Here is a 21047-nt window from a genome sequence, read left to right as displayed (position 1 = left end):
CAAGTTCGTTGCTCAGCATAAGGGCGACCCTGTGAAGGCGTTCAAAGAAATGATTGTCCTCAATTGCCATCTGCAAGAACAGCTTGACCCGCCCTCTCCGCACCGCGCCGGGCAAGTCGCTAGATCTAGGAGACCGAAATGGCCGCAATGCATCTGGACGCCGACGCCGAAGCCGAATTGCACTCGAAAGCGGAGGAGCTCATCGCTCGCTACGAAAGCCCGCTTGAGGCCGTGAAGGCGCTCATGGCCTACACCTGCGAGCTTGAGACCCAAATCCTCGCTCTCGCCAACAGGTACCCTGGCTTCGTGGCGATCAGCTACGATCCCACGCCGCCTGTGCTGGCATGACTTAGGCGGCTCTCGATGCACGACCTTATCGCTTTCATTGGCAATAACGCCGAACTGGTCATCGCCCAGCCGACAGCCTTCGCCACATTCGCCGTGCTGTTCGGAGGCGGTGGATTTGCAGTTGGGCGCTATTTCTTAGCAGAGCGCATCGCCAATCTGGAAAGCCGAATTGCCAGACGAGATGACGAAATCGTTGAGCTGAGAGCTAAACAGGCACGGCCAGAGCGGGAGGCATCGATGATACCGATCATAGGCACGTCTGAGTTTGTTCCCAGCGAGCCGGTCACGTCACGCCAGCCGGTGGCCCAGCGAAGGGAGAGCCTCAGACAGCTTGCTGCCGCAACAGAAGGCCCCGAGACTCATCGTCGTCACAGCATTTGACCGCGATGAGAGCGGCGACCTTCAGCTCGTCTTTGGGCCAGCCGAGCAGCAGACCGAGGACCGCGCCATAAGGACCGCGAGGGGGCTGGCGGGTAAACACGCTGGCGTCACTGCGTGGTCGCGCGATGCCAATCCTTCGCTTGGCGAATATGGGGAGCCCACAACCCTCTTTGTGGGCGGGCGACGTGCCAGATATGGAATGACCACCGTTGCCGCAAGAAGAGTGTATACGGACCGCCGCTAGGCCTTGGCCTTCTGCCTTGTTGGCGCTTTCTTTGCTCGCGTTTTCGCAACTGCCTTGCGGCCAAGACCGGAAGACTTGGCGAGCTCCGACCGTTGAGCCGCGTAGCTCGGCGCCACCATCGGATAGTCTCGTGCGAGGCCCCATTTGGCTCTGTATTCGTCGGGTGTTATTCCCAGCAAACCAAGGTGGCGCTTCATAGACTTGAACTTGCGTCCGTCCTCTAGGCTGACGATGTAATCGGGAAAAACCGACTTCTTTGGATTAACTGCCGGAACAAGCGCGGGCGGCGGCGCTACCACCGGCTGACTCAATTGCGACAAGGCAGAATTCACACTGGCGATCAATTCGGGGAGAACGGCCGCCGGGATCGCGTTCTTCTGAACATACGCCGCCACTATGTCGGCAGTGAGCTGCAACAACTGGACCTGCTGAGCTTCAGCGTCATTCTGCATGGTTGAAGGCTTTCCCATCTGATGTGCCTCTGTCTCTATTAAGGAGGTGCACAAAGTGCAACGGCCCGCGGATCATGGTGGGTCTCTCACGCGAAGAACCTTGTCTAAATTCTAAGCTTGGAGGGCACCTCGCCTTGCTAAATAGCCCCGTATTCGGCTGTAGTGCTATCCCGGATGCGTTTGGAGGCGCCGCTCGAACTTTCTGCAGAGTCGAGTACACGACTATCATAGTTAATTGTGGCTGCCGGTGACCTCGCGTAATCAAAAGCTCACGGTAGCTTTTCCACGGAGGACGGTATGTTATATCCAGGTCGGTTTTTGGAGCCGAGCGATATTATGGTGCTTGCCCATGTTTGTAGGACGGTCTGTAAAGAGCGCGGTGTACGTGTCGCTTCGCAGGACGGAGAGCGCATAGCTACACACGTACTCAGACTGTTTATGAACGGCTTGACTGGAGAGAATGAACTGCTCGATGCTGAGCGGAATTGGGCTCGACAGCGTGACCTGTCTTCCCAGGAGCTTCCCGTCAACGACGCAGAAATGAGAGATGCCGCCTAATCAAGTTTGATTGGTGCGCCGAAGACCCCCCTCACCTGCGATTTGCCGGGTGATCGACAACAAAACTTACCTTTGAGTTTTTGTGGAGCCGTCTCAGCGGGCTAGGAACCGAAATGGTTCTTGCCGTGAAGAGTGCGACCTCGACGGCTGTTTTGGCTGGCCGGCCACCACAGATCAACAGGACGGATTTGGTCATGAAAGGAAGCCGACCGGGTATTTCGCTGTTGGATTTCGACATACTCTCTCGGACCCTTACGTCACCCATAAGGGACAGCCCGGAGTGCGATTGGAAAGTCCAGGCGCACGAGCTTTTGCGCCTATACACCGGCAAAAAGTCAGCCGACGAGAATTTGGTCGCAGCCTTGCTTCATGCCAGTGGCGCCCAGTTCGATTTTGGAAGCATCCAATGCCAGTGGCCGGCAAGTTTGACTGAATACCTGCGCAGCTCGACGTGCTCTCTCACCGAGTTCGAGGGTCCAGATTCATAAATGGGATGTTACGGCTGGGCAGAATCTTGCGATCCGGACTCCAGGCAGTTTGCACTGAGGACAGTTACCGATGTTTTCCTTCAACCGGACTCGTCGGAATGCATGCAAGCGGCGGGTACGTCATTCGTATTGAAATTTTTGTGCACTGCGCGCCGAGTAGCCAAGCAAGCAGATCGACCCCAAGGGCCGCCGAAAAACTCTTCACCGCGGCAATCTGAAGATTCCCCCCTGCAGCAATCAGTGCATCGACAAGGACTCCACCCTTCGCTTGGTCCTTGCTGAGTGCAGGTAATCGTGACGGAACTCAGCAAGAATGGCCAGCCCTTCCCAATCATGGATGGTCAATTGGCCATTCACGAGCGAAGTAAGCTGCTTTTCTCGAAGAGCCTTGAGTGTCCGGTTGATGTGGACAGCTGACAGCCCTGTGGCCTCCCCAAGGTCAGCTTGCGTCACAGCAAAAGCGCAGCTTTGATCGAACGCGAGGCCGGCGTCATCCATAGGCAGCATGATCTCACAGAGAAGATGGGCCACTCGGCCAAGTGCTTGGCGCTTCCCTACATTGACCACCCATTCGCGAAAGATCGATGCATCAACCAGTGTCGTTCGCCAAAGATTTGCCGCCAGCCTAGGGTAGCGTTCGCAGAGCAGCCGGATAGCCGAGTGATCTATGAAGCCAACACTGCAAGCGCTCACCGTTCGAACGTCGCTATGCTCCGACACTCATGCGTGTGCTCCGCATTGGTCTACGGTCCGCCGGCTCCAAGGGGCGCGCGTTGGAACGTCGACGAGGAGGTGTTTCCCCCATCCCCATGCTTTGTGGGAAGGCTGCATCACGGCCGTTAATATATCTTTTATCGCTAATATAAGGACATTCCGCGTCAGCAGCGTTGGCAAAGCCCGCCACCGTGAGGCAGCGGGCCGTCGCCGGGCTGCCTGTGCAACAAAGGTCGTCGATCCGCGTTGAGGCTTGGTCTCAGTGGAGCTTCGACAATGGACCCGGCAACCGCAGCAGTATTGCTTTTACTCTCTTGCAGCCCAGGCCAGGCTGTCTGCAAGCCCATTGATGCCGCGCCGACCACATATGCGTCGTTGGACGCGTGTCGGGCATCTCTGAAAGACAGGCTCGCAGGTGCGCCAAACGGGGAAATCGTCGGACGATGCCATCCTGTCGACGAGACTGTCACCGGTTCATTGCCCGCCGGGTACACCACCGTTGTTGTCACGCGGGGCGTTGGGAGCAAAGCCATCAGCAATAGCTACATCGTTCAACACAAGGAATAGAAACGCCCGCCACCGTGAGGCAGCGGGCCAAATGCTACAGCTTCAGGCTGCACCGCCTTCCGAAGCCTTGACCGCGTCTTCCAATGCTTCTTCCGGCAGGAACGACCAGAGCAGCGCATCAACGTCCTCGGGCTGGACGTCGCCGTATTTGCCAGTGGCGAACTCTTTCAAGAACTCGGCCTTAGTGCGGAGTTCCTCCATGGTGGTGCAACGATAGACGCACACGGCGTTCAGGGCTTGCGAAGTGCAACGGTCGACTGCTTGCCGAGATCCGGCGCCACCTTGGCGAGCGTCACTTGCTTTCTCAGTGGCGGGCCATATCCGTCCGCTGACTTCGGCCGGCAAATCCTGGTGCACCATTGCCGTCGACCTCGATACGCAAATTCGAATATGATCCGAACACCACGGTCCTCTCAGTGTGGTTTGTAGCCAGCGGGAAGCACTACGGGTTTTTGGACGTACCGGTTGAGACCTTCACCGCGTTCAAAGCTGCCTTTGCCAAGGGGCGCTATTTCAACGACCACATTCGCAACCGCAACGCGTTCCGGCTGGTGACGTAAATCTCCAACTCCAACGGCTTGTCGGGTGGAAACTCATGGGGGTTGGTGCGCTCGGCGCCACGGGCATGGCAGCGGCCGCGCTGGCGTCGCTCGTCACCGCATAATGGCATGACGTCTGGCGCGTGCTGCGGGGTGGGTGAATCGAAACGCGGCCTAAAATCTAGAATTTGTAAGCCAGACCGAAACGAACTTCGTCAGTTGCTAGGCTCAAGTCGTAGGGACTCCCATTTTGAAGTTGTCTGTGCCGAAGTCACTGTGGCGATATTCCGCTCGTCCAATCAGATGGTTAGAAAACAAATAGTCGATGCCGGCTCCAATCGTCCAGCCTTCAAGGGTTTGGGTACCCAACGACGATCTGCCGTTTCTGTCTTGATAGGAAATCTCTGCTCTGGCGAGTGCTAGGCCGCCAGCAATGTATGGAAGAAACCGCCCAACAGCATAACCCGCGCGAAGCCGGGCCGAGCCCGTCCATTGCAGACGCTCGCCAATGTCTTCACCACCCTCTAACGGCGCCCCACCCTGCTGCATGTCGGCGAAGTCGTCAGAATTGCTATATGCGATGTCACCTTCTACACCGAAGACAACGTTGCTCAGCGACTGAAAATTGTAGCCCGCGTAGACGCCACCTATGAAAGCCCTGGCCTCTGAGTCGGCAAAGTTTCCTGGGGAAGCTCCCGATCCTTCCTCCTCGGTGAAAACAAAGTGACTTTTGCCGGCGATGTATCCCGCGTCAAATCCGGCATAGGCCCCAGACCAATTGTGTGATGGCAGTACGTCCGCCGAACGTGCCGCAGACTGCGCAAACAGCAGTATGCATACGGTCGTGCCGACAGGCAGCAAGTTTGGCTAGACAGTTTCGCAATTTAACCCCGTTCGCGTTCTTCGCGGTCCCGCGCAACTGATACATGAGGTCGGCACCGAAAGCGAGATGTACAGATAGTGGGCGCGACCTGATCCAAGATATGGCGCGGGTAGGTGTAGAGCGCGAGGTCGACGACATCATTGCCGGTCTAGAACGCGTTCGCTCCCTGTCAAAGCTGCATCGGTGAGCTTGGCGTATCTGTCGAACAATGCCAATTTCTTCGGATAGGTGAGGTAAGTGAGGTGCTGGCAGCCGAAGCAACGATGTTGAGCGGCAGACTTAAACCAGCGCCCAGGCTTTACAAAGCCCAATCCACATTCCGAGCATCGGAATTCCATCTCGATCGATTGCAGGCTTTCAGACAGAGGCATCTTGTCATTTCCTACAGTCGCTTGATCTCGGAAAGTCCCAGCCGTATCCGCTGGCCTTCCGCATAGGACAGGGCGAACGATTCCAAGTCGAATGAGCGGGTAAGTTCTTCGTCGTCGGCTACTATGCGGACGAACCACTCTCCGCAGGCCTCTCCGACCTCAACGCGAGCGGGCGCCCTGTTCGTGTTGGCGCTTTCCATCGCAGCCTCCCTAGAAAGCAATGGTAAACGAAATGATTAAAGCCGATGGGATTGGGGCCGCAAGGCTGTGTACAAAACGTACAGTCGTCGCTTGCACAAGGACAAGGCCGACCCCAAGGTACCTACCCATTCAAGGCACCTAACTCAACGAGGAATGATGCAGCGATCAGGTCGTCGCCAGCAATCTGGCCGCGACCGTCTTCCATAATGGCTGCAACCTTTTGGAAGGTCTTTATTTCGGCCTTGGTTATGCGTGCTGCCCGCACTCTCGCCTGGAGATCAGCCAGGCGCGCCACGAGCGCTTGCGACGTCTCGACTTCAAGGTTCATCATCTTATTTGGTCCGGTTGAGAGTGGGCGATTGACGTGCACGTTCTGTGCCGACCACGGAAACACAGCCCCGCGCCCAACGTTCCCTTGTGGGACTTCAGTCTCAATAGCGACGGACCAAAGTCCGTCCCCAAAACGCAATGGTCCTACAGCCAGATTTAGCCGGAACAACCCGTACGAAATGATTGTTGTTTCAGTCGTGAAATCGGCACAGCTACGTCCCTTCCTGTGCTGAAAGGACCCGCAAACCGCTACCCTGGCTAGCGGGTCCTTGTTCTCAGATTTGCGCCAGCGTGATGAATGACAATCAGCCGCCGTCAAACAGGTTGGTGCACGAGCCACCGGCACAATGGCAGAATAGCGCCGGGGTGCTTCTTGCTGCCGCTGCCCTGACCTCATCCTTATGCGCCCTGCTACTGGCATCCTGGATGTTTGTATGAGCGGGCCTCAACTCTCTTGCGAAGTGGTTAGCGGACAATCCGCCCTCGTTGTCCACCGCTGGGGATCAGAGGTTCAAGGTCGGATAGCTTTGGCATGGCGGTCTACAGCAGTGGTTTACATTCGGCATGGATGGTCTTTACGAGCCGAACGTATTCGGTCTCTGGTTTGCCGTAGGTGCCATTTGCGCAAGCCGCAAGGCCGCTGCGGTCCCTAATACGCACTTCGCCTCGCCGAGAATAGATGAGCCCGCGTCCTTCCAGCATTTGAAGCCCAACTGTAACCCCTGGCCGTCTTGCTCCAAGCATGACGGCGAGAAATTCGTGGGTGATCGCGAGGCGTTCGCCGTGGACCCGATCGTCACACATCAGAAGCCATCGCGCCAAACGCTCTTCAAGGTTTGATTTTGCGTTGATCAGGGCCGTATAGCCAGTTTGGATGTGGAAGTAGTGGACATAGCGTAACAGGAAGAGGCGCAACGTTGGGCTGTTCGCAAGAGCCGCCTTGAATGGCTCCGCTCCAATCCGCAAGGCGTTGCCCGGCGACTGGACGTAACAATCATGCGCCGCATAGTCCGCGCCCATCACGAGCGCCGCACCAGTCATTCCCTCAAATCCGACGAGCCCAACCTCAGCTTCCTTGCCTGAAACGGTCGCGACCACAGAAGCGATGCCGTCCTCCGGAAAGTAAACCGTCTCGATGTCGGAATCGGCTTTCTCCAGGTTCATTTTCAAATTGAGGGCACATCGCTCAAGATGTGGCTGCAAAAGCCCCAGGTCACCAGGGTTAAGCCGACGCAGCAATTCGTTTTTATAGGAATCGTTCTGTGGATTGGTCATAGCTCAGTCCCGCTTGGGGCAAGAGCATTCCAATCTCCCTGCCGTCCGCGCCCGTAAACACGTGCAGACGATTTGGAAAACGTACGCCCTCTGGCGCGCGATTGACAGCGAAATGCGAACTGATGCACGGCGTCCCCTCTGCCGCCGAATTACAAAACACGGGTGTACAAAGTTAAAGGGTTGGAATCGTACAGAACTCTGCTTCGTACGAATCCGACAATTATGATCCGCCAACGAGCCGGCTTGATGTGGCGCAAGTCGTGGATTCGGGTCCTGCTACGTCGGACTAAGCCCATCTCGACATGGCGGGATGCCCGCCGGCTCGCCAGGCCGGTTCACGGATGGTGGAACAAAACCGCGCTGTCGAACTTCGGCAGTTGCACCGTTCCCATTCAGTGCTTTCCCCATGAGAACTGCCCGCTGGCCTCGCGGCTGGCGGGCTTTTTTCTCTTGGTGTCCAATACCGGAACCAAAGCGGTAACGTCAGACCTTAGTAGGTTCGGCACAAGACTTTAGCCCTGCCGAGTTAATAGAGGAAGTTGATGGGCTCCATATAGGGCCACCTTTATGAATACCAGACTGCGCCAATATGGTGCGATCACGGAATCCGGTGCCGAGCACGGCCCCGATTTGCGAGACATGGCGCTGGAGGAGCGGCGCGAGGCCCTTGCCAGTATGATCGAGCCCGACGGCCGCATGCATCCAGTTCAGTGAGCCGCTGCCGGCGAGCGGCTGTGGCAACGCGTCCAGGAGCGCCCAGGCACGGCGCCTAAGGGCATGAAGCGGCGGCGACGCGGTGGGCCAAGCCGGGGCTGATCGGCCGTGTGAAGCACCTGCGCGGCGAAGAAGACTTGCGGCACGCTTCACTGCAGGTTTCAGGGAGGAAGAGCAGGGTCGCTCAAGGTGTTGCTAATATACACCACCCACAGCATCTCTAACGCATCGCGCGCGGATCCGCTTCCATCGGCTACCCCGTTTCGTCAAAATCACAGCGAACAATGCGAGGCGGTGAAATGGACAAGCGGCAAGATAACAAGACCATTGAGCTGTGCTGTCTGCTAGCCGTGCCGGCATCACTGCTCCTCACTGTGGTATTCGCTGGGATGGTCCTTGGCTGACTAACGCACTGTGGGCGTCACCAGCCGCACAACATCAAGCGCGACCGTCACCACCGGGCCACCCAGGCTGACGGTTACGGCGTCCTTCTCGACCCGTGTGACGCTGCCGATCAGTTCCATGGTCTGGCCTTTGACCACCTTCGTGGTGATATCCCGAACGGAATGGGGAAATCCGTAGGTCGGTGTTGACACGCTGATCCTGTCGTCAGTGACACGTCGAATAATGGTGGCGTCGATCGCCACCTCATCGCCGATGTTGAGATCCCTAGCCATGCACTGGAGTCTGGTGCGGCCGTCTCACGGGTCAAGTAGCGGAACCTGATGTGCACTTTGAACTTATCGTTTGATGAGCACACGCAGCATCAACTTTCTCGATCGGTGGATGGCAGAGCACCTGCCCAACACGATGACTGATGATCCAGTGGCGGTTAGCGACCTCACTGACGAAATGATGAAATCTCCTGCGGATCGTGAGGGAATCGGTGCCGACGAGATCAACGAGGAGGTCGACAGCGACTTTGAGGTGATCTTCAAGGCGATGCACCACCGGGAAGGCAGCTTGGCCGAATAACCCTTGCCATCCAGGTCCGAGTGAGGAATATAATCCTCCCGTTGCGGCGATCCCCCTCAAACGGAGTTCGCTACCATGGCAAGGTCAAAACCCTCAAAGCAGTTATCACAGGCTGAAATCGAGCGCTTTTTGGGGGCAGCGGAAGCGCTGCACCTAAGGCATCGTCAAGCCGTTCATATCGCCACACTGCGACCACTACAGGCAGACACGCATCTTGCATGAGGTGCTGTTAAAGGCCGTGCGGGAAGTTACTGGGAGGGAAGTCGAATGCATCCGGTGGAATTTGACCGGCCCAGCACGACAAAGGCCGGAGCACCCGGCAGAGGAGCCCGCATAGCATGGTTCCCACCGACGAAGGGCCTGAGCCGCGAACTTTTTGCGATCCAGACCCCTGGCCGTCGGGTTCTTGGCGACATTGCGCCCGCGGAAGGCCGTTCGCAAGCTGGACCTTGGTCTTGCTATTCCTGCGGAGCGCGTCAACGTCGGAGACGCGCTGAACAGTTAGAATTTCATCGCGATGCCGACGCGGAAATCGTGCGTCTGAAGCGTGTGTTCCAGCGTGCATCCGCCGCCGCAATATTCAAGCGACTTCTTGCCGAAGAAGGAGAAGTCGTATTCGCCTCGCAAGAACACGTTGTGTGTGAGAGCGACGTCGATGCCTGCTCCAACAATACCACCGACCAAAGTTGCATCCCGCTCGGCGTTTCCACCTGGATAGAACGTCTTCAGCTTTGCGGCGGTTACACCAGCCGTGACAAACGGCATGTAGGCTCCCATGTCCATGCCAACGCGACCCTTTACGGATCCGAACAAACCTGTGGAGGCGTCGAGAACACCTGGGCCTGGAATGTCGTCGAAGGTGTTCTTCTTAAAGCGGTAGCCAAGCTCGCCTTCGACGCCGTAGACAATCTTGCCGGATTGGAAGTTATAGCCGGCAAAGCCGCCGACCGTTGCCGAGCCGACGTTGTGCGTTGCGCCAGCCTGGGCACCCGGCTCATAGATCTTGTAGTGTTCCAACGTTCCGGCGCCGAACACGCCGGCGTATGGCCCTTGCCAGGTCCATTCAGGGGTATCGACAGGAGCGGTCATCATATCGGCGGCGATAGCCGGAGCCGCCGAAAGCGCAACAAATGAAGCAAGCAAAAAAGCTTTCATGAAATCCCCATCAAAATCACCAAGCGCTTTATACCGATGAGCCTGCAACTTTGTATGTAGCTAGGAAGTCACACCTGTAGCAAAGTTGCTGCGCCTGCGGAGACCCGGCGCCATTCATTCCAGCCATTGTATGATGTTGCCCCTGCGTCCAGGGGCAAGCGACCGACGCATACTGGGGGGCGGATTACTTGAAAGCGTCGGCCGCTGCCATTTGGCGGGGGGCGTCTTCACTGACGCACCAGCACATTAGGCGCCATGCGGGCGAACTTCATTCAGATTGCCCGCGGATAGTAAATAGCCGGTTACTTTCCACAGGTATGGCGTGGATCGACGAAGCCTAAGCGCTGCCGTCCGTCTCGCCTTCCTCGTCAATCATCCAGACTGGCAGATAGGCCGTTCGTTTCCAGCCACTCACGCAATACAATCTGAACGAGATCCAAGCGCTTCCAAACTTCGATGTTGGAAAAGGTTCCCTTCCTGAGCTCCTGCGGTAGCCTTCATGTTGAAAGATGAAGGCTGCGCCAGCCGATGAGCGACATAGATCGAAGGTGATGTCAGGGTGAAATCTCGCGCCAATCAGTGGATTCGACAACAAATCATAAACTGTGCATGGTCGGGTTGGTGTCGGGGGATACCTACATGCATTGGCGTTCGTGTTTTTCTACTGTGTGGCGGTTCTAATTTCGGGCTGCGCGGCTGACTATTTGAACAACTATGATTCGGTGACGCTTGCGGCCGGCGATGCGAACCCGCCAACGGGCTTCTGCAGACCGTCGATCCCTTCAACCCAAACAGCAACAACACCCACATTGAAAGCGACGGGCAGCGGATAGCCGGCGTCGTTCAACGGTATCGCGGTACGACTTTGGCGCCGCCTGCACCAAGCGGCACGGTCGTGAATGTAGGCGATAGCGGCCACATCCCTGCGACGTTCGAACCCAAACTGACAGCGCTGGAAGACCGCGCGAACCGGTCAAAATCTTCTTCGCGATAGCGAAGCGGAAGATCTGCGCTGGCAGTTAGGCTGACTCGACTCAGGCAACATAGCAGCAGAGCCGCCCACGGCTACTCACGGGTGCGCTGGCGACGAGCGTCGTCCGATGGGCAGGAGCCGCCCAAAAAAAGCGCCTCATGAGGCCAATCGGCCTCTCCATCGCAGGAACGAAAATGGAAGAGAAGGGGAACTTTCGTGTGCAATTTTTGCACACGATCACCCGTAACTATTTGATTTTGATCACTTGTTCGTCCCATCCATCATCGGGGCTATGGCTATCCTAAACCTTTGATACTCTTGCATATTTAGTAACTTCAATAGGTTAAATCGTATCGTATGAACTCTATCACGTGCCATGATAGGCCAAGCCGCAAATTCGGCGGATGACTGGCTGGCGCGACGGCGTGCGGCGCGACTAGCTCAATCGCAGGGGTAGCTTATAGGTCGACCTGGCCGGAATTGCCAACGCGTCATCTGCTTTCGATGCCTGGGCGGAGGATGGAACCCTCCAGTTTCGTATGATGGTGTCTGCGCCAAAGATGTGGCTAGGAACTGGGAAGGCCAGCCCTCGACAGCATCTCAAGGAACCGGGAATGGTGATGATCCTTCACATAGCGCGGCACAAAGCCAGGGCAGACATTGCTCAGATTGAGATGCGGAAGTTGTGACAGGCAATGGTGGATGGCTCGGGACGCTTCTTCGTTGTTCCCGGTGGCCGACGCGGTCGCGGCCCAATAAAGGGCACCGCGAACGAAGCCCGGCTTTGTCCTGACCACTTTGCGGGCGGCTTCGAGCGCCCGCTGGTTGTCTCCGCCAGCGAAGAGCGCCACAACCAGGCCGTGGTGGCGCCAGAAGTCGATCACATCGTGCGTTCCGAGCCGGATTGCTTCGTTGGCCTCGCGCACCGCTTCGTCGACCTGCCCGCGCAACGCAAAGAGCATCGAAATATCGCCGTGGCCAGTCGGGTAGCTTGGGTTGAGGCTGATCGCGTGGCGGCATTCGGCGATCGCCTCGTCGATACGACCGCAACTTTCGAGAGCGAACGACAAGATACATCGGGCAATTTCATCGTCCGGTACCGCCCGCACCGCGGCTTCCGCGAGTTCGACCGCACGCTCGATCACCCCACGCTCCCGAGGCAGCGCGCCAAACGCCACGCCCATGGATATTACGATCGAGAGCGTCCGCTTTGCACGGGCGTTGTCGGGACCTATCGAGAAAGCCTTCTCGGCAAGCTCTACCCCCACCAAAAGCGAGTCCCGAGTCATCTCAAAATATTTCATGAGGGCTTCGTTGACCAGCCTGCGCACTTCAGGGGTACCCGGCGGGCTTTTGTCTCGAACCTTCCAGTTGGTCAGTTGAAGTTCGAGGATCACGGCAAGAACAACAGACTGTGCGATCCTGTCCTGGAATTCGAGCGCGTTTTCGGAGTGGCCGTCGAATTTCTGGGCCCAGACGTGGTGGCCGCCGGCGGCGTCGACGAGCTGGATATTCACCCTCAACCCATTGCCGGATCTCTGGACGCTGCCGCTGAGCATATATCGCGCCCGGAGTATCCCTGGCGTCTTGGCTTCTTCGCCCGGGCCGCTCTTCTCGGGCGGAAGCGCGGCGAGCACGACATAGTCGGCCACTTCGGAGAGGGCCGTCGTGATGTCCTGGACAAGTCCCTTGGCGAAAAAGTCGTCGCCTTGCTTTCCGGTCAGATTGACGAAGTCGGCAACGCTGATGGACGGGCGCCCAAGGCGCTGGCTGGCCGGAACACCACTTGTCGACTGCACATTTGAGGCGTCGTCGGCGGCAAGCAACAGAGATTGCCAAAGCGCCCGCGTTTCAGGGCCTGCTTCGACGCCGAACTCCTTCTTCAGCATGCTTCTGCAAGCTTCGTATGTCCTGATTGCCCTGTCGCGTTGGCCACATGCAAGGAGCAATTCCATCTTGAGCCGATAGGATTCTTCCCGTGTCGGTTCCATGGCCAAAATACGATCGGCTAGGATCAGCCCTGCATCGGGGTCGACGAGACGGGCCAGCTTTTCGAAGGACTCAAGCGCACGGCTAAGCAGCCTGTCGCGTTCCGATGTGATCCAGTCATCGAACGCATTGCTTCCCAGATAAAGCCCGTCGAGGAAGGGCCCGGTGTAGTTCGCCAAGGCCTTCGCGAGGTCCTGAGCGGAACGGGCCGAGAGACCCGTTTCGAACTTCTCCACGTCGATTTGAAAGGCCTCTGGCCTCAGGGCGATCAGCTCACCGCTGGAATGGATGAGATCCACCCCTTCTCGCGCCAGATCCTGGCGCAGGACACTGAGGGCTTGCCGAAGGCTGTTGCGCGAATGTTCGCCGTCACTGTCGCCCCATAGGAGGTCAGCCAGCCTCTCCCGCGTCGCCGCCATGCCCGGACACCGGGCCAGATAGGCGATGATTGCCGGCCCTCGTTTCCCGGTCAGCCGAAGCGGACCGGCCGTTTCATTTTCAATCCGGAAACCGCCGAAGAGTGAGATTCTATTTGCAGCGCCCCTGTCCTCACTTTGCATTTGCTATCCCAGCCTGACGAAATCCTAACTCAAAACTAACGCTTCGCAACAGTCGGCCTTCGCGCTCAAGCGCTGCCGTAACGGCAGGCTGTTTAGGCTTTGCTAAATTAAAGTGACCAAGTCAACGAAAGGCTTGGTTCGAGGGGGACGCGTGTCCAGGACAAGAGCCAATTTGCTGCTGCTATTCGCAGCCGCTTTGTGGGGCTTCGGCAATGTCTCGCAAAAGATGGTGCTTGTGCATCTCGACGCGCTGAGTGCGGTGGGTCTGCGCTGCCTGATCGGCGGGCTGCTTGTGCTGCCCTTTGTCTTGATGGAGAGGCGGCTTTCGCTCGGGCCGGACTATTTTTCCAGCTTGGCCAAGGTGGGCGCGCTGTTTGCCATCTCCATCACGCTCCAGCAGCTTTGCTATATCAGTGCCTCCGTCACCAATGCCAGCTTCCTGGTCAGCACGGCAACGGTAATGACACCGCTAGCCGCCTGGTTTCTCGCAGGCGAGCGTCCGACAGCGAGTCTCACGGTCGCCGCCGGGCTGACCGTTGTTGGCGCACTGCTGTTGTCGGATGGGATTGCCGGGTTCAGCAGTGGCGATCTCACCGCTGTCCTCTCGGCTGCCTGCTATGCGCTCTGGGCAGTCGAGCTGGGCCGGCACATGCAGGTGCATGCGCGGCCGTTCACCGCAGCCGCGACACAGTTCTTCGGCGCCGCAGCCTTCGCCCTGCCGCTCGGCGCAATGCAAGGCAATCTGTCGTTGGCCGCCGCATTCGCAGCCGGCCCGGAACTGGCGATCCTCGGCGTGTTCTCCACTGCGATTGCCTTCGGCATACAGACGGTTGCCCTCCGCTTTACGCCGGCCAGCCACGCCGCCGTGATCGTCAGCGCAGAAAGCGTTTTCGGGGCGCTGGGCGCGGCGATCTTTCTCGGCGAGCGGAGCTCGTCCGCGAGCGCATTGGGTGCCGCCATCATTCTGGGTGCGATCCTGTCCGTGGCACTGTCGAACCGAGCGCCGCAGGCACGCACGTCCTTGCGAACCGCTTCGGTTCAACCCTCCGACGGGGCCCCTGCCTTTGCAGCTGCCGCCGCAAATTGGGCAGGCGATCGTCACCCCAACAATTCAGGTCCAGTGGAGGAATGTGATGACCCTTGCCGGTGATGCGAAACCTATTCCGGCCCCGGCTGCCGCCCGACACGGGGCCAGTGGCGTCGATCAGCCAGGCGGCGGTGGCCTTGCCGATGGCGGCAGGACTTGTCGTGGGGGCGCAGTGATGGACGCGCGGACGATCCTTCTTCCTATCGCACATTTGGTTTCGGCGCTTCGCGCCCGCATGAAGGGACCGGGCGGCTATTACAACAGCGGTAACGCGCTCGGCCTCATTGTCGGTCTCGCGATCCAGATTGCTACCGCGCCGGTCGGCTTGCATGAGGGAAGCAGCGTCACCATGGCGGTGATCGAATATTTCGCCGGCAGCCATGGCACTGTTGCGCTGACCTTGACCACCCTGGTCTTCTTCTGGGGCGGCGAGGCCTATCACCGGGCCTGGGCAAGGCCGGATGCTCCCGATCCCACCCTCAACCGTCTGGGCGACTTCCTGTCGGGTCTGGGTGCGATCGGACTCGGTATTGCCCTGTTGCTGCTCGGCGATCCATTGCTTGCGGCGACCTCTGGCCTGCTCCATGCCCTGGGCAAATTCGGCAGCACCTTCCACAGGCCCGGCACGCCAATTCCGATGTGGCCGGCCGCTTGGCCCGATCCGTTCCGCAGTGCGGTGCTCGCCAGCCGGTTGCCGGCAATGCTGGCGACGACCGTCGCCCTCGGCCGAGCTCTGCCGGAGGTCTGGTCGGGCGGGTCCTTCGCGGCACTCGCCATGCCACTGACCTTGCTCGGCTGTTATCTTTTGTGGACCAAGGCCGATCTGCTGCTGTTCGGGGTGGGTGCCAAGGCGCCCCGCCAAATTTCCACATGTTGAGCTCGCTTTTTGAAACGACCGGATGTCGAGATGGAGAATGACATGTTTGGCAGTGTATATCATCAGGACGCCGGCCCCCTATCCTTTCGTGAACGGGTACGGACGAAAGGTTGGGGCATTCTGACGCCGGTCAGTTCAATCTCGAGAGTGACAGGAATAGTCGCAGCTTCGATGTTTTGGGCGATCTCTGCCCATGCCGCGAACGTTGACGTCGCTATCGTGTTCGCGGTCGATTTCTCGTCGTCAATCGATCCAAAGATCGCCGATATGCAACGCGAGGGACATGCCGCGGCACTCACCTCGCCAGAGATCATCGCCGCCATCAGCCGGAATTACGTTGGCTGCATCGGCATTGCCTACTTTGAATGGTCGAGCCCCGGACACGCGCGCATCGTGCTGCCGTGGACAAGCATCTGCGGACTGGAAGATGCCAAAGCGGCGGCTGCGGTGATCAGCAGGAAAGGCGATACCGGCTTCATCCGCAGAGGGCGAGGCGGAACATCCGTTTCCTCGGCTATCGACATCGGCAGTCTCCTGCTCGACCAGTTTCCGGGAAAGGCAGCCAAGAAAGTCATCGATATCTCCTCCAACGGCGAGAACAACGACGGGCTTCCCGTCCAACCGAGCAGGTCGAACGCCATAGCCAAGGGATATACGATCAATGCCATCGCCATCCCGACGGAGGATGAGAGTCCCGACGAACCTCTGGCATCCTATTTTGCAGAATCGGTCATTGGCGGTTCCCAGGCCTTCGTCATGACGCCGAAGGGGCCAGACGACTACACGATGGCGCTTCGCCGCAAGCTCGTGACTGAAGTAAGCATGATCGACGACCGTCCGCTGTGAAGTGTGCCATACAGGACGAACTTTCGACGCGCCATCCGAGCGCATTGCACAACGAGAGCCCGGCCCGCTGCAGCGCGGGACCTTGTGGGGACCGTCAGGACAACAGCCTATCGCCGCAACGCGTGTATGCTTGCCTTGCTTTCGCCGGGCACCGGCAACGCCATGTCGTCATCGAGAAGACGCGTGATGCGGGCAAAGCCGGTGAACGCTTTCCTAGCTTCCTCGGCCGACATCTGGCCCGACAAGGCGGCCGAGCAACAATTCAGCGCGCACTGATAAACCGGACCGCGCCGTCCCGTCGGCCATTTCCGCAAGAACATCATGGCTTCGGCAACACTATCGATTTCTTCCAAAGGGTGTCCCTGCCCGCGCGAAATCCGCACGGGCGAAAAGAAATGCAATTGATCCATCGTTTCCTCCCGGTCGACCGCAATGCGCTCGATCGAACCCCACCAAACGCGCCAATAGCCGGTTGGTTCCAGGCAAAAATGGAATTTTTTAGAAATCTGTCAGGCGAAGGCGATCACCCGTGCGGTGGTGAGTGTCGCCTACATCGTGGGGAAGTGGCAGGCGACTTTGCGACCGGGCCGGTATTCCCGTAACTGCGGCCGCTCCGAACGGCAGCGCTCCGCCGCGATCGGGCATCGGGGATGGAAACGGCAGCCGGTTGGAGGGTTCAGCGGGCTCGGTACGTCGCCGGTGAGGATGATGCGCTTGCGCGTCCCACCGGGCGTCGTCTCCACGACGGGAACCGCCGAGATCAGCGCCTGGCTATAGGGATGGGCTGGTGCTGCAAACACTTCTTCCGCCGGCCCTTCTTCGACGATCGAGCCGAGATACATGACCGCGATGCGGGTTGAAACCTGACGTACCACAGACAGGTCGTGGGCGATGAAGATGTAAGTGAGGTTGAGCTTCTCCTGCAGATCGGCGAGCAGGTTGACGATTTGCGCCTGCACCGACACGTCGAGCGCAGAGACGGGTTCGTCCAGGACCACAAGGTCCGGATTCAATGCAATAGCCCGCGCGATGCCGACGCGCTGGCGTTGTCCGCCGGAAAATTCGTGCGGAAACCGCATGACGTGATCCGGCAGCAAGCCGACAAGGTCGAACAGTTCCGCCACGCGTTTGGTGATCTCGCTCGACGAGAGCCTGCCATGGATGCGCAGCGGCTCGGCCACCAGGTCGCCGACGCGCCGGCGCGGATTGAGCGATGCCGACGGATCCTGGAAAACCATTTGCAGGCGCCGCCGCAGCGGCCTGAGTTCAGACAGCGACTTCGAGGTGATGTCGTTGCCTTCGAACAGAAGCTCGCCGTCCGATATGTCGTAGAGCCTCACCAGACAGCGCGCCAGCGTGGACTTGCCGCATCCGGATTCGCCGACCAGCCCAACCGTCTCGCCGCGCCACACGGTCAGGGAAACATTGTCGACCGCATGGACGGTTCGCTTGCCCTCGGCAGAAAAGCGGCTGCCGATGGAAAAGCGCCTGCCCAGCGAACGCGTCTCGAGGATTGGGCGGTTCTTGTCGATCATCGGTCCGCTCATGCCTGTGCCACCCTGAAGCATGCCGCGGCATGGGTGCCGCTCCCGAGATCGGGCTTGCCGGCCTCGCAGGGTTCGTAGTGAACTGGACACCGCGGACCGAACGCACAGCCCTGCGGCAGTCGCAGCAATGATGGCGGCGAACCGGGAATGGCCGGCAGGCGCCGTGGTTTTTCGCCGGTCAGCGGCGGGATCGAACCCAGCAGCGCGCGCGTATAGGGGTGTCGCGGATCGGAAAACAGCTCCGCGCGACTGCCGCGCTCCACCACGCGGCCGGCATACATGACCATGACCCGGTCGGCGAGTTCGGAGACCACGCCCATGTCATGCGTGATGAAGACGACCGCCGACTTGTGCGTCGCGCGCAGCTTGCGCACCAGATCGAGAATACCGGCCTGTACGGTGACGTCGAGCGCCGTGGTCGGTTCGTCAGCCACCAGCAGCGCCGGATTGCAGGACAAAGCCATTGCGATCACCGCCCGTTGACGCATGCCTCCGGACAGTTGGTGCGGGTAGCGCGACATCGCCTCGTGCGGGTTCGGAAAATTCACCTCGGCCAGCAGTTCCTCGACGCGCTCCATCGCCTTGGACTTGCTGATGTTGCGATGCGCGCGGATCTGTTCGGCGATCTGCCAGCCGATCGTGTAGACAGGCGTCAATGCGGTCATCGGATCCTGGAAGATCATCGCGATCTCGTTGCCGCGCAGCCGCCTGAGTTCGCGTGCGGGCAGTCCCACGAGTTCGCGGCCCTTGTAGCGGATCGACCCTTCGATGGTGGCGTTGGGATCGGTGATGAGACCCATGACGGCCAGCAGCGACACGGTCTTGCCGGAACCGGACTCACCGACGACACCGAGGATCTCGCTCTCCTCGAGGTCGAAGGAAACGCCATCGATGGCCCGCACCAGGCCATCATTTGTGCGGAAGGAAACTCTGAGGTCGCGCACCGACAGTATCATGATGTCCTCAGGCGCGGATCGAGAAGGATGTAGACGAAATCTACGACCGCATTGGCGATAACCACGAACATGGACGCATACATCACCGTCGCCATGATCATCGGCAGATCGAGATTCTGCAGAGCGTCATAAGTGAGCTTGCCGATGCCGTGCAGCCCGAACACCACCTCTGTCAGCAAGGCCGAGCCTCCCACCAGCGCGCCGAAATCCAGGCCGAACAGAGTGACGAAGGCGATGAGCGACGTGCGCAAGGCATGGCGCAGCAGGATGCGGGTTTCCGACAGCCCCTTGGCCCGGGCCGTGCGGATATAGTCTTCCTGCAGCGATTCGATGATTGCCGCGCGCAGCACGCGCCCGTAAATGCCGATATAGAGAATGGACAGTGTGATCCAGGGAATGACCAGGGTCAGAAACCAGCCCTTCGGATCGTCGGAGAAATTCTTGTAGCCGAGCGGTGGCACCCAGGAGAACGCCCAGCTGTCGTGGTAGCGGCTCTGGGTGATCAGGTTCATCACTTCGCCCAGCCAGTACACCGGCATCGAAATACCGAGCAGCCCCAGCGCCATCAGCAGCTTGTCCAGCCAGCTGCCGCGCGTGGCGGCGGCGGCGATGCCGATGATGATGGAGACGACCACCCACAGGATCGCCGCTCCGAACACCAGCGAGAGTGTGACCGGGATCGAATCCATGACCGCCGGCACCACCTTCCAGCCACGATTGACGAAGGAGGTCAGGTCGCCGGTGACGAAGATCTTCTCCATCATCGTCACATATTGCACGTAGAGCGGCCGGTCGAAGCCGAAGCTGTGGCGTACCGCCTCCAGCACTTCGGGCGATGCATTGCGGCCGGCGATGCGCGCCGCCGGGTCGGCGCCCGGCGTTGCGAAGAAAATCAGGAAGACGATGACCGAGATGCCGAACATCACGAACAGCATCTGGCCGAAACGGCGCAGGATGGCGTAGATCATCAGTCGCGCCCCAGCCGAACCTTGGAGCGCGGATCGAGCGCGTCGCGCAGGCCGTCGCCGAAGACATTGAGCGCCATGACGGAAACCGCGATCGCCAGCCCCGGCACCAGCGCCACCAATGGCCTGGTGTAAAGCAGCGCCTGTCCGTCCTGGATGATGGTGCCCCAGCTCGCGGCCGGCGGCTGCACGCCGATCGAAAGGAAGGAAAGCGCCGATTCCGTAAGCATGTTCAGCGCCATCATCAGCGGCACGAAGACGATGAGCGTGGTGGTAACGTTGGGCAGGATGTCGCGCCACAGGATGCGCCATCCCGGCACGCCCAGATTGATCGCGGCCAGCACGAACTCGCTTTTACGCAGTGCCAGAACCTGCCCGCGGATTGGGCGGGCCACATAGGGCACGTAGACGATGCCGATGATGATGACAGGCAGCCACAGACTGCCGGACTCGATCTGGATCGGTCCGATCGTGATGCCATGCGCGATGGTGACGATGGAGAGCGAAATCGCCAGCAGATAGATCGGGAACGCCCACAGTATGTCGAGGAACCGCGATAGCACCGTGTCGGTGACGCCGCCGAAATAGCCGGCGATCAATCCCGCCGCCGTGCCCAGGATCAGGGTGAAGATGGTGGCTGCTCCGGAGATCAGCAACGAGCTCAGCCCGCCATAGAGCATCCTGGCCATGACATCGCGCCCCTGGCTGTCGGCGCCGAGGAAATAATTGCCCAGCCGCCAGGTCGGGCCGAGCGGTGTGTAGCCAAGCCCGAGCCCTTCCGTCGATTGTTCCATCACTGGAACGTCGGCACCGTCGATCTGGATGACGGCGTCGAGCGTCGAGGCGAAGGGGTCCACGCATGCCCATTTTGCATAAAGAGGCGCACTGAGGCAGGCAAGCACGATGAGGAGGAACACGGCCAGCGACGCCATGGCAGCCCTGTCCCTTGCCAGCTTCGCAAACGCGACGGCCCAGGGCCCTCGCGTCTTGCGCGGCGCGGCGACAGCTACGTTCGACACGGACGTGCCCCTCCGCGGTTCGTTACTGCACCC

The 21047-nt window shown here is 59.3% G+C and carries 24 protein-coding genes and 2 pseudogenes; 10 read left to right on the top strand and 16 right to left on the bottom strand.

The window, feature by feature from the left end; genetic code table 11:
- Positions 1–138: 138 nt before the first annotated feature.
- From NKH95_RS16990 to NKH95_RS16980, 3 genes and pseudogenes are all read left to right on the top strand, one after another.
- On the top strand, positions 139–348 hold the full coding sequence (locus NKH95_RS16990) for a hypothetical protein (RefSeq protein WP_352753860.1): 210 nt from the start codon (positions 139–141) through the stop codon (positions 346–348).
- Positions 349–363: 15 nt separating this feature from the next.
- A complete protein-coding gene (locus NKH95_RS16985) occupies positions 364–729 on the top strand; it encodes a hypothetical protein (protein ID WP_352753861.1) in 366 nt (121 codons plus the stop codon).
- Positions 680–932, top strand: a pseudogene (locus NKH95_RS16980) (hypothetical protein). Before NKH95_RS16985 ends, NKH95_RS16980 begins: the two are co-directional and overlap by 50 nt.
- A 37-nt stretch (positions 933–969) precedes the next feature.
- On the opposite strand, the gene NKH95_RS16975 reads toward NKH95_RS16980, so the two are convergent.
- The 3 genes from NKH95_RS16975 to NKH95_RS16965 form a co-directional block, all read right to left on the bottom strand.
- A complete protein-coding gene (locus NKH95_RS16975; protein ID WP_352753862.1) occupies positions 970–1425 on the bottom strand; it encodes a Ros/MucR family transcriptional regulator in 456 nt (151 codons plus the stop codon).
- Between the two features lie 1283 nt (positions 1426–2708).
- Positions 2709–3191 (bottom strand): Crp/Fnr family transcriptional regulator, encoded by a 483-nt coding sequence (locus NKH95_RS16970; protein WP_352753863.1) that lies wholly within the window; start codon positions 3189–3191, stop codon positions 2709–2711.
- Positions 3192–3794: 603 nt separating this feature from the next.
- Positions 3795–4112, bottom strand: a complete 318-nt coding sequence (locus NKH95_RS16965) for a hypothetical protein (RefSeq protein WP_352892085.1) — start codon at positions 4110–4112, stop codon at positions 3795–3797.
- 56 nt (positions 4113–4168) lie between these two features.
- Between NKH95_RS16965 and NKH95_RS16960 the strand changes: the two genes are divergently transcribed.
- The gene (locus NKH95_RS16960; RefSeq protein WP_352760991.1) at positions 4169–4312 is read left to right on the top strand and encodes a KTSC domain-containing protein; all 144 of its coding nucleotides are present in this window, start codon (positions 4169–4171) and stop codon (positions 4310–4312) included.
- A 207-nt stretch (positions 4313–4519) separates the two neighbouring features.
- Here NKH95_RS16960 and NKH95_RS16955 read toward each other — a convergent pair whose 3' ends face one another.
- The 5 genes from NKH95_RS16955 to NKH95_RS16935 all read right to left on the bottom strand — a co-directional run bounded on the left by NKH95_RS16955 (position 4520) and on the right by NKH95_RS16935 (position 7351).
- On the bottom strand, positions 4520–5152 hold the full coding sequence (locus NKH95_RS16955; protein WP_352760914.1) for an outer membrane protein: 633 nt from the start codon (positions 5150–5152) through the stop codon (positions 4520–4522).
- Positions 5153–5311: 159 nt separating this feature from the next.
- Complete coding sequence (locus NKH95_RS16950; protein WP_352760913.1) at positions 5312–5545, bottom strand: hypothetical protein; 234 nt, start codon at positions 5543–5545, stop codon at positions 5312–5314.
- A gap of 11 nt (positions 5546–5556) precedes the next feature.
- The gene (locus tag NKH95_RS16945; protein WP_352798001.1) at positions 5557–5745 is read right to left on the bottom strand and encodes a hypothetical protein; all 189 of its coding nucleotides are present in this window, start codon (positions 5743–5745) and stop codon (positions 5557–5559) included.
- A 122-nt stretch (positions 5746–5867) separates the two neighbouring features.
- Positions 5868–6077 carry a hypothetical protein gene (locus NKH95_RS16940; protein ID WP_352760911.1) on the bottom strand — a complete coding sequence of 70 codons (210 nt, stop codon included), beginning with the start codon at positions 6075–6077 and terminating at the stop codon, positions 5868–5870.
- 539 nt (positions 6078–6616) lie between these two features.
- Positions 6617–7351, bottom strand: coding sequence for a Crp/Fnr family transcriptional regulator (locus NKH95_RS16935; RefSeq protein WP_352753334.1), 735 nt, complete (start codon positions 7349–7351; stop codon positions 6617–6619).
- Between the two features lie 567 nt (positions 7352–7918).
- Between NKH95_RS16935 and NKH95_RS16930 the strand changes: the two genes are divergently transcribed.
- Positions 7919–8065, top strand: a complete 147-nt coding sequence (locus NKH95_RS16930; protein WP_352753332.1) for a hypothetical protein — start codon at positions 7919–7921, stop codon at positions 8063–8065.
- A gap of 404 nt (positions 8066–8469) precedes the next feature.
- Here NKH95_RS16930 and NKH95_RS16925 read toward each other — a convergent pair whose 3' ends face one another.
- Complete coding sequence (locus tag NKH95_RS16925) at positions 8470–8742, bottom strand: hypothetical protein (protein ID WP_352760909.1); 273 nt, start codon at positions 8740–8742, stop codon at positions 8470–8472.
- Between the two features lie 73 nt (positions 8743–8815).
- Here NKH95_RS16925 and NKH95_RS16920 point away from each other — a divergent pair, with 73 nt between their 5' ends.
- Both NKH95_RS16920 and NKH95_RS16915 read left to right on the top strand, forming a co-directional pair.
- Positions 8816–9040 carry a DUF768 domain-containing protein gene (locus tag NKH95_RS16920; RefSeq protein WP_352753328.1) on the top strand — a complete coding sequence of 75 codons (225 nt, stop codon included), beginning with the start codon at positions 8816–8818 and terminating at the stop codon, positions 9038–9040.
- A 75-nt stretch (positions 9041–9115) separates the two neighbouring features.
- Positions 9116–9377 (top strand): annotated as a pseudogene (locus tag NKH95_RS16915) (hypothetical protein).
- 164 nt (positions 9378–9541) lie between these two features.
- Here the strand turns inward: NKH95_RS16915 and NKH95_RS16910 are convergent.
- Positions 9542–10195, bottom strand: coding sequence for an outer membrane protein (locus NKH95_RS16910; RefSeq protein ID WP_352753326.1), 654 nt, complete (start codon positions 10193–10195; stop codon positions 9542–9544).
- Positions 10196–11734: 1539 nt separating this feature from the next.
- Complete coding sequence (locus NKH95_RS16905; RefSeq protein WP_352612257.1) at positions 11735–13717, bottom strand: BTAD domain-containing putative transcriptional regulator; 1983 nt, start codon at positions 13715–13717, stop codon at positions 11735–11737.
- Between the two features lie 151 nt (positions 13718–13868).
- On the opposite strand from NKH95_RS16905, the gene NKH95_RS16900 reads away from it, so the two are divergent.
- From NKH95_RS16900 to NKH95_RS16890, 3 genes are read left to right on the top strand one after another with little or no spacing between them, the layout of a single operon-like run.
- Complete coding sequence (locus NKH95_RS16900; RefSeq protein WP_023813935.1) at positions 13869–14867, top strand: DMT family transporter; 999 nt, start codon at positions 13869–13871, stop codon at positions 14865–14867.
- Positions 14851–15681: a hypothetical protein gene (locus NKH95_RS16895; RefSeq protein ID WP_245273307.1), complete on the top strand. Its 831-nt coding sequence runs from the start codon at positions 14851–14853 to the stop codon at positions 15679–15681. The genes NKH95_RS16900 and NKH95_RS16895 overlap by 17 nt, the downstream gene beginning before the upstream one ends.
- Before the next feature lie 42 nt (positions 15682–15723).
- Positions 15724–16527, top strand: a complete 804-nt coding sequence (locus tag NKH95_RS16890; protein ID WP_023813932.1) for a DUF1194 domain-containing protein — start codon at positions 15724–15726, stop codon at positions 16525–16527.
- Between the two features lie 107 nt (positions 16528–16634).
- On the opposite strand, the gene NKH95_RS16885 is transcribed toward NKH95_RS16890, so the two are convergent.
- The 5 genes from NKH95_RS16885 to NKH95_RS16865 form a co-directional block, all read right to left on the bottom strand.
- A complete protein-coding gene (locus tag NKH95_RS16885) occupies positions 16635–16937 on the bottom strand; it encodes a DUF982 domain-containing protein (RefSeq protein WP_023813931.1) in 303 nt (100 codons plus the stop codon).
- Between the two features lie 138 nt (positions 16938–17075).
- Positions 17076–18062: an ABC transporter ATP-binding protein gene (locus tag NKH95_RS16880; protein WP_023813930.1), complete on the bottom strand. Its 987-nt coding sequence runs from the start codon at positions 18060–18062 to the stop codon at positions 17076–17078.
- 8 nt (positions 18063–18070) lie between these two features.
- The gene (locus tag NKH95_RS16875) at positions 18071–19030 is read right to left on the bottom strand and encodes an ABC transporter ATP-binding protein (protein WP_013531724.1); all 960 of its coding nucleotides are present in this window, start codon (positions 19028–19030) and stop codon (positions 18071–18073) included.
- Positions 19027–19998, bottom strand: a complete 972-nt coding sequence (locus tag NKH95_RS16870) for an ABC transporter permease (protein WP_023813929.1) — start codon at positions 19996–19998, stop codon at positions 19027–19029. The genes NKH95_RS16875 and NKH95_RS16870 overlap by 4 nt, the downstream gene beginning before the upstream one ends.
- Positions 19998–21014, bottom strand: coding sequence for an ABC transporter permease (locus NKH95_RS16865; protein ID WP_352892081.1), 1017 nt, complete (start codon positions 21012–21014; stop codon positions 19998–20000). Before NKH95_RS16865 ends, NKH95_RS16870 begins: the two co-directional genes overlap by 1 nt.
- Between the last annotated feature and the right edge of the window lie 33 nt (positions 21015–21047).

It is taken from the genome of Mesorhizobium sp. M0848 (assembly GCF_040319805.1).
Classification (GTDB): domain Bacteria; phylum Pseudomonadota; class Alphaproteobacteria; order Rhizobiales; family Rhizobiaceae; genus Mesorhizobium.
The sequence above is the reverse complement of the archived record's forward strand: the minus strand, read 5'-3'. Positions and strand labels throughout refer to the sequence as shown.

Coding starts and splice junctions, on each gene's coding strand:
- NKH95_RS16990 (WP_352753860.1), top strand. CDS start 139: ATGGCCGCAATGCATCTGGACGCCGACGCCGAAGCCGAATTGCACTCG.
- NKH95_RS16985 (WP_352753861.1), top strand. CDS start 364: ATGCACGACCTTATCGCTTTCATTGGCAATAACGCCGAACTGGTCATC.
- NKH95_RS16975 (WP_352753862.1), bottom strand. CDS start 1,425: ATGCAGAATGACGCTGAAGCTCAGCAGGTCCAGTTGTTGCAGCTCACT.
- NKH95_RS16965 (WP_352892085.1), bottom strand. CDS start 4,112: ATGGTGCACCAGGATTTGCCGGCCGAAGTCAGCGGACGGATATGGCCC.
- NKH95_RS16950 (WP_352760913.1), bottom strand. CDS start 5,545: ATGCCTCTGTCTGAAAGCCTGCAATCGATCGAGATGGAATTCCGATGC.
- NKH95_RS16945 (WP_352798001.1), bottom strand. CDS start 5,745: ATGGAAAGCGCCAACACGAACAGGGCGCCCGCTCGCGTTGAGGTCGGA.
- NKH95_RS16940 (WP_352760911.1), bottom strand. CDS start 6,077: ATGATGAACCTTGAAGTCGAGACGTCGCAAGCGCTCGTGGCGCGCCTG.
- NKH95_RS16935 (WP_352753334.1), bottom strand. CDS start 7,351: ATGACCAATCCACAGAACGATTCCTATAAAAACGAATTGCTGCGTCGG.
- NKH95_RS16930 (WP_352753332.1), top strand. CDS start 7,919: ATGAATACCAGACTGCGCCAATATGGTGCGATCACGGAATCCGGTGCC.
- NKH95_RS16925 (WP_352760909.1), bottom strand. CDS start 8,742: ATGGCTAGGGATCTCAACATCGGCGATGAGGTGGCGATCGACGCCACC.
- NKH95_RS16920 (WP_352753328.1), top strand. CDS start 8,816: ATGAGCACACGCAGCATCAACTTTCTCGATCGGTGGATGGCAGAGCAC.
- NKH95_RS16910 (WP_352753326.1), bottom strand. CDS start 10,195: ATGAAAGCTTTTTTGCTTGCTTCATTTGTTGCGCTTTCGGCGGCTCCG.
- NKH95_RS16905 (WP_352612257.1), bottom strand. CDS start 13,717: ATGCAAAGTGAGGACAGGGGCGCTGCAAATAGAATCTCACTCTTCGGC.
- NKH95_RS16895 (WP_245273307.1), top strand. CDS start 14,851: ATGACCCTTGCCGGTGATGCGAAACCTATTCCGGCCCCGGCTGCCGCC.
- NKH95_RS16890 (WP_023813932.1), top strand. CDS start 15,724: ATGTTTGGCAGTGTATATCATCAGGACGCCGGCCCCCTATCCTTTCGT.
- NKH95_RS16885 (WP_023813931.1), bottom strand. CDS start 16,937: ATGGATCAATTGCATTTCTTTTCGCCCGTGCGGATTTCGCGCGGGCAG.
- NKH95_RS16880 (WP_023813930.1), bottom strand. CDS start 18,062: ATGATCGACAAGAACCGCCCAATCCTCGAGACGCGTTCGCTGGGCAGG.
- NKH95_RS16875 (WP_013531724.1), bottom strand. CDS start 19,030: ATGATACTGTCGGTGCGCGACCTCAGAGTTTCCTTCCGCACAAATGAT.
- NKH95_RS16870 (WP_023813929.1), bottom strand. CDS start 19,998: ATGATCTACGCCATCCTGCGCCGTTTCGGCCAGATGCTGTTCGTGATG.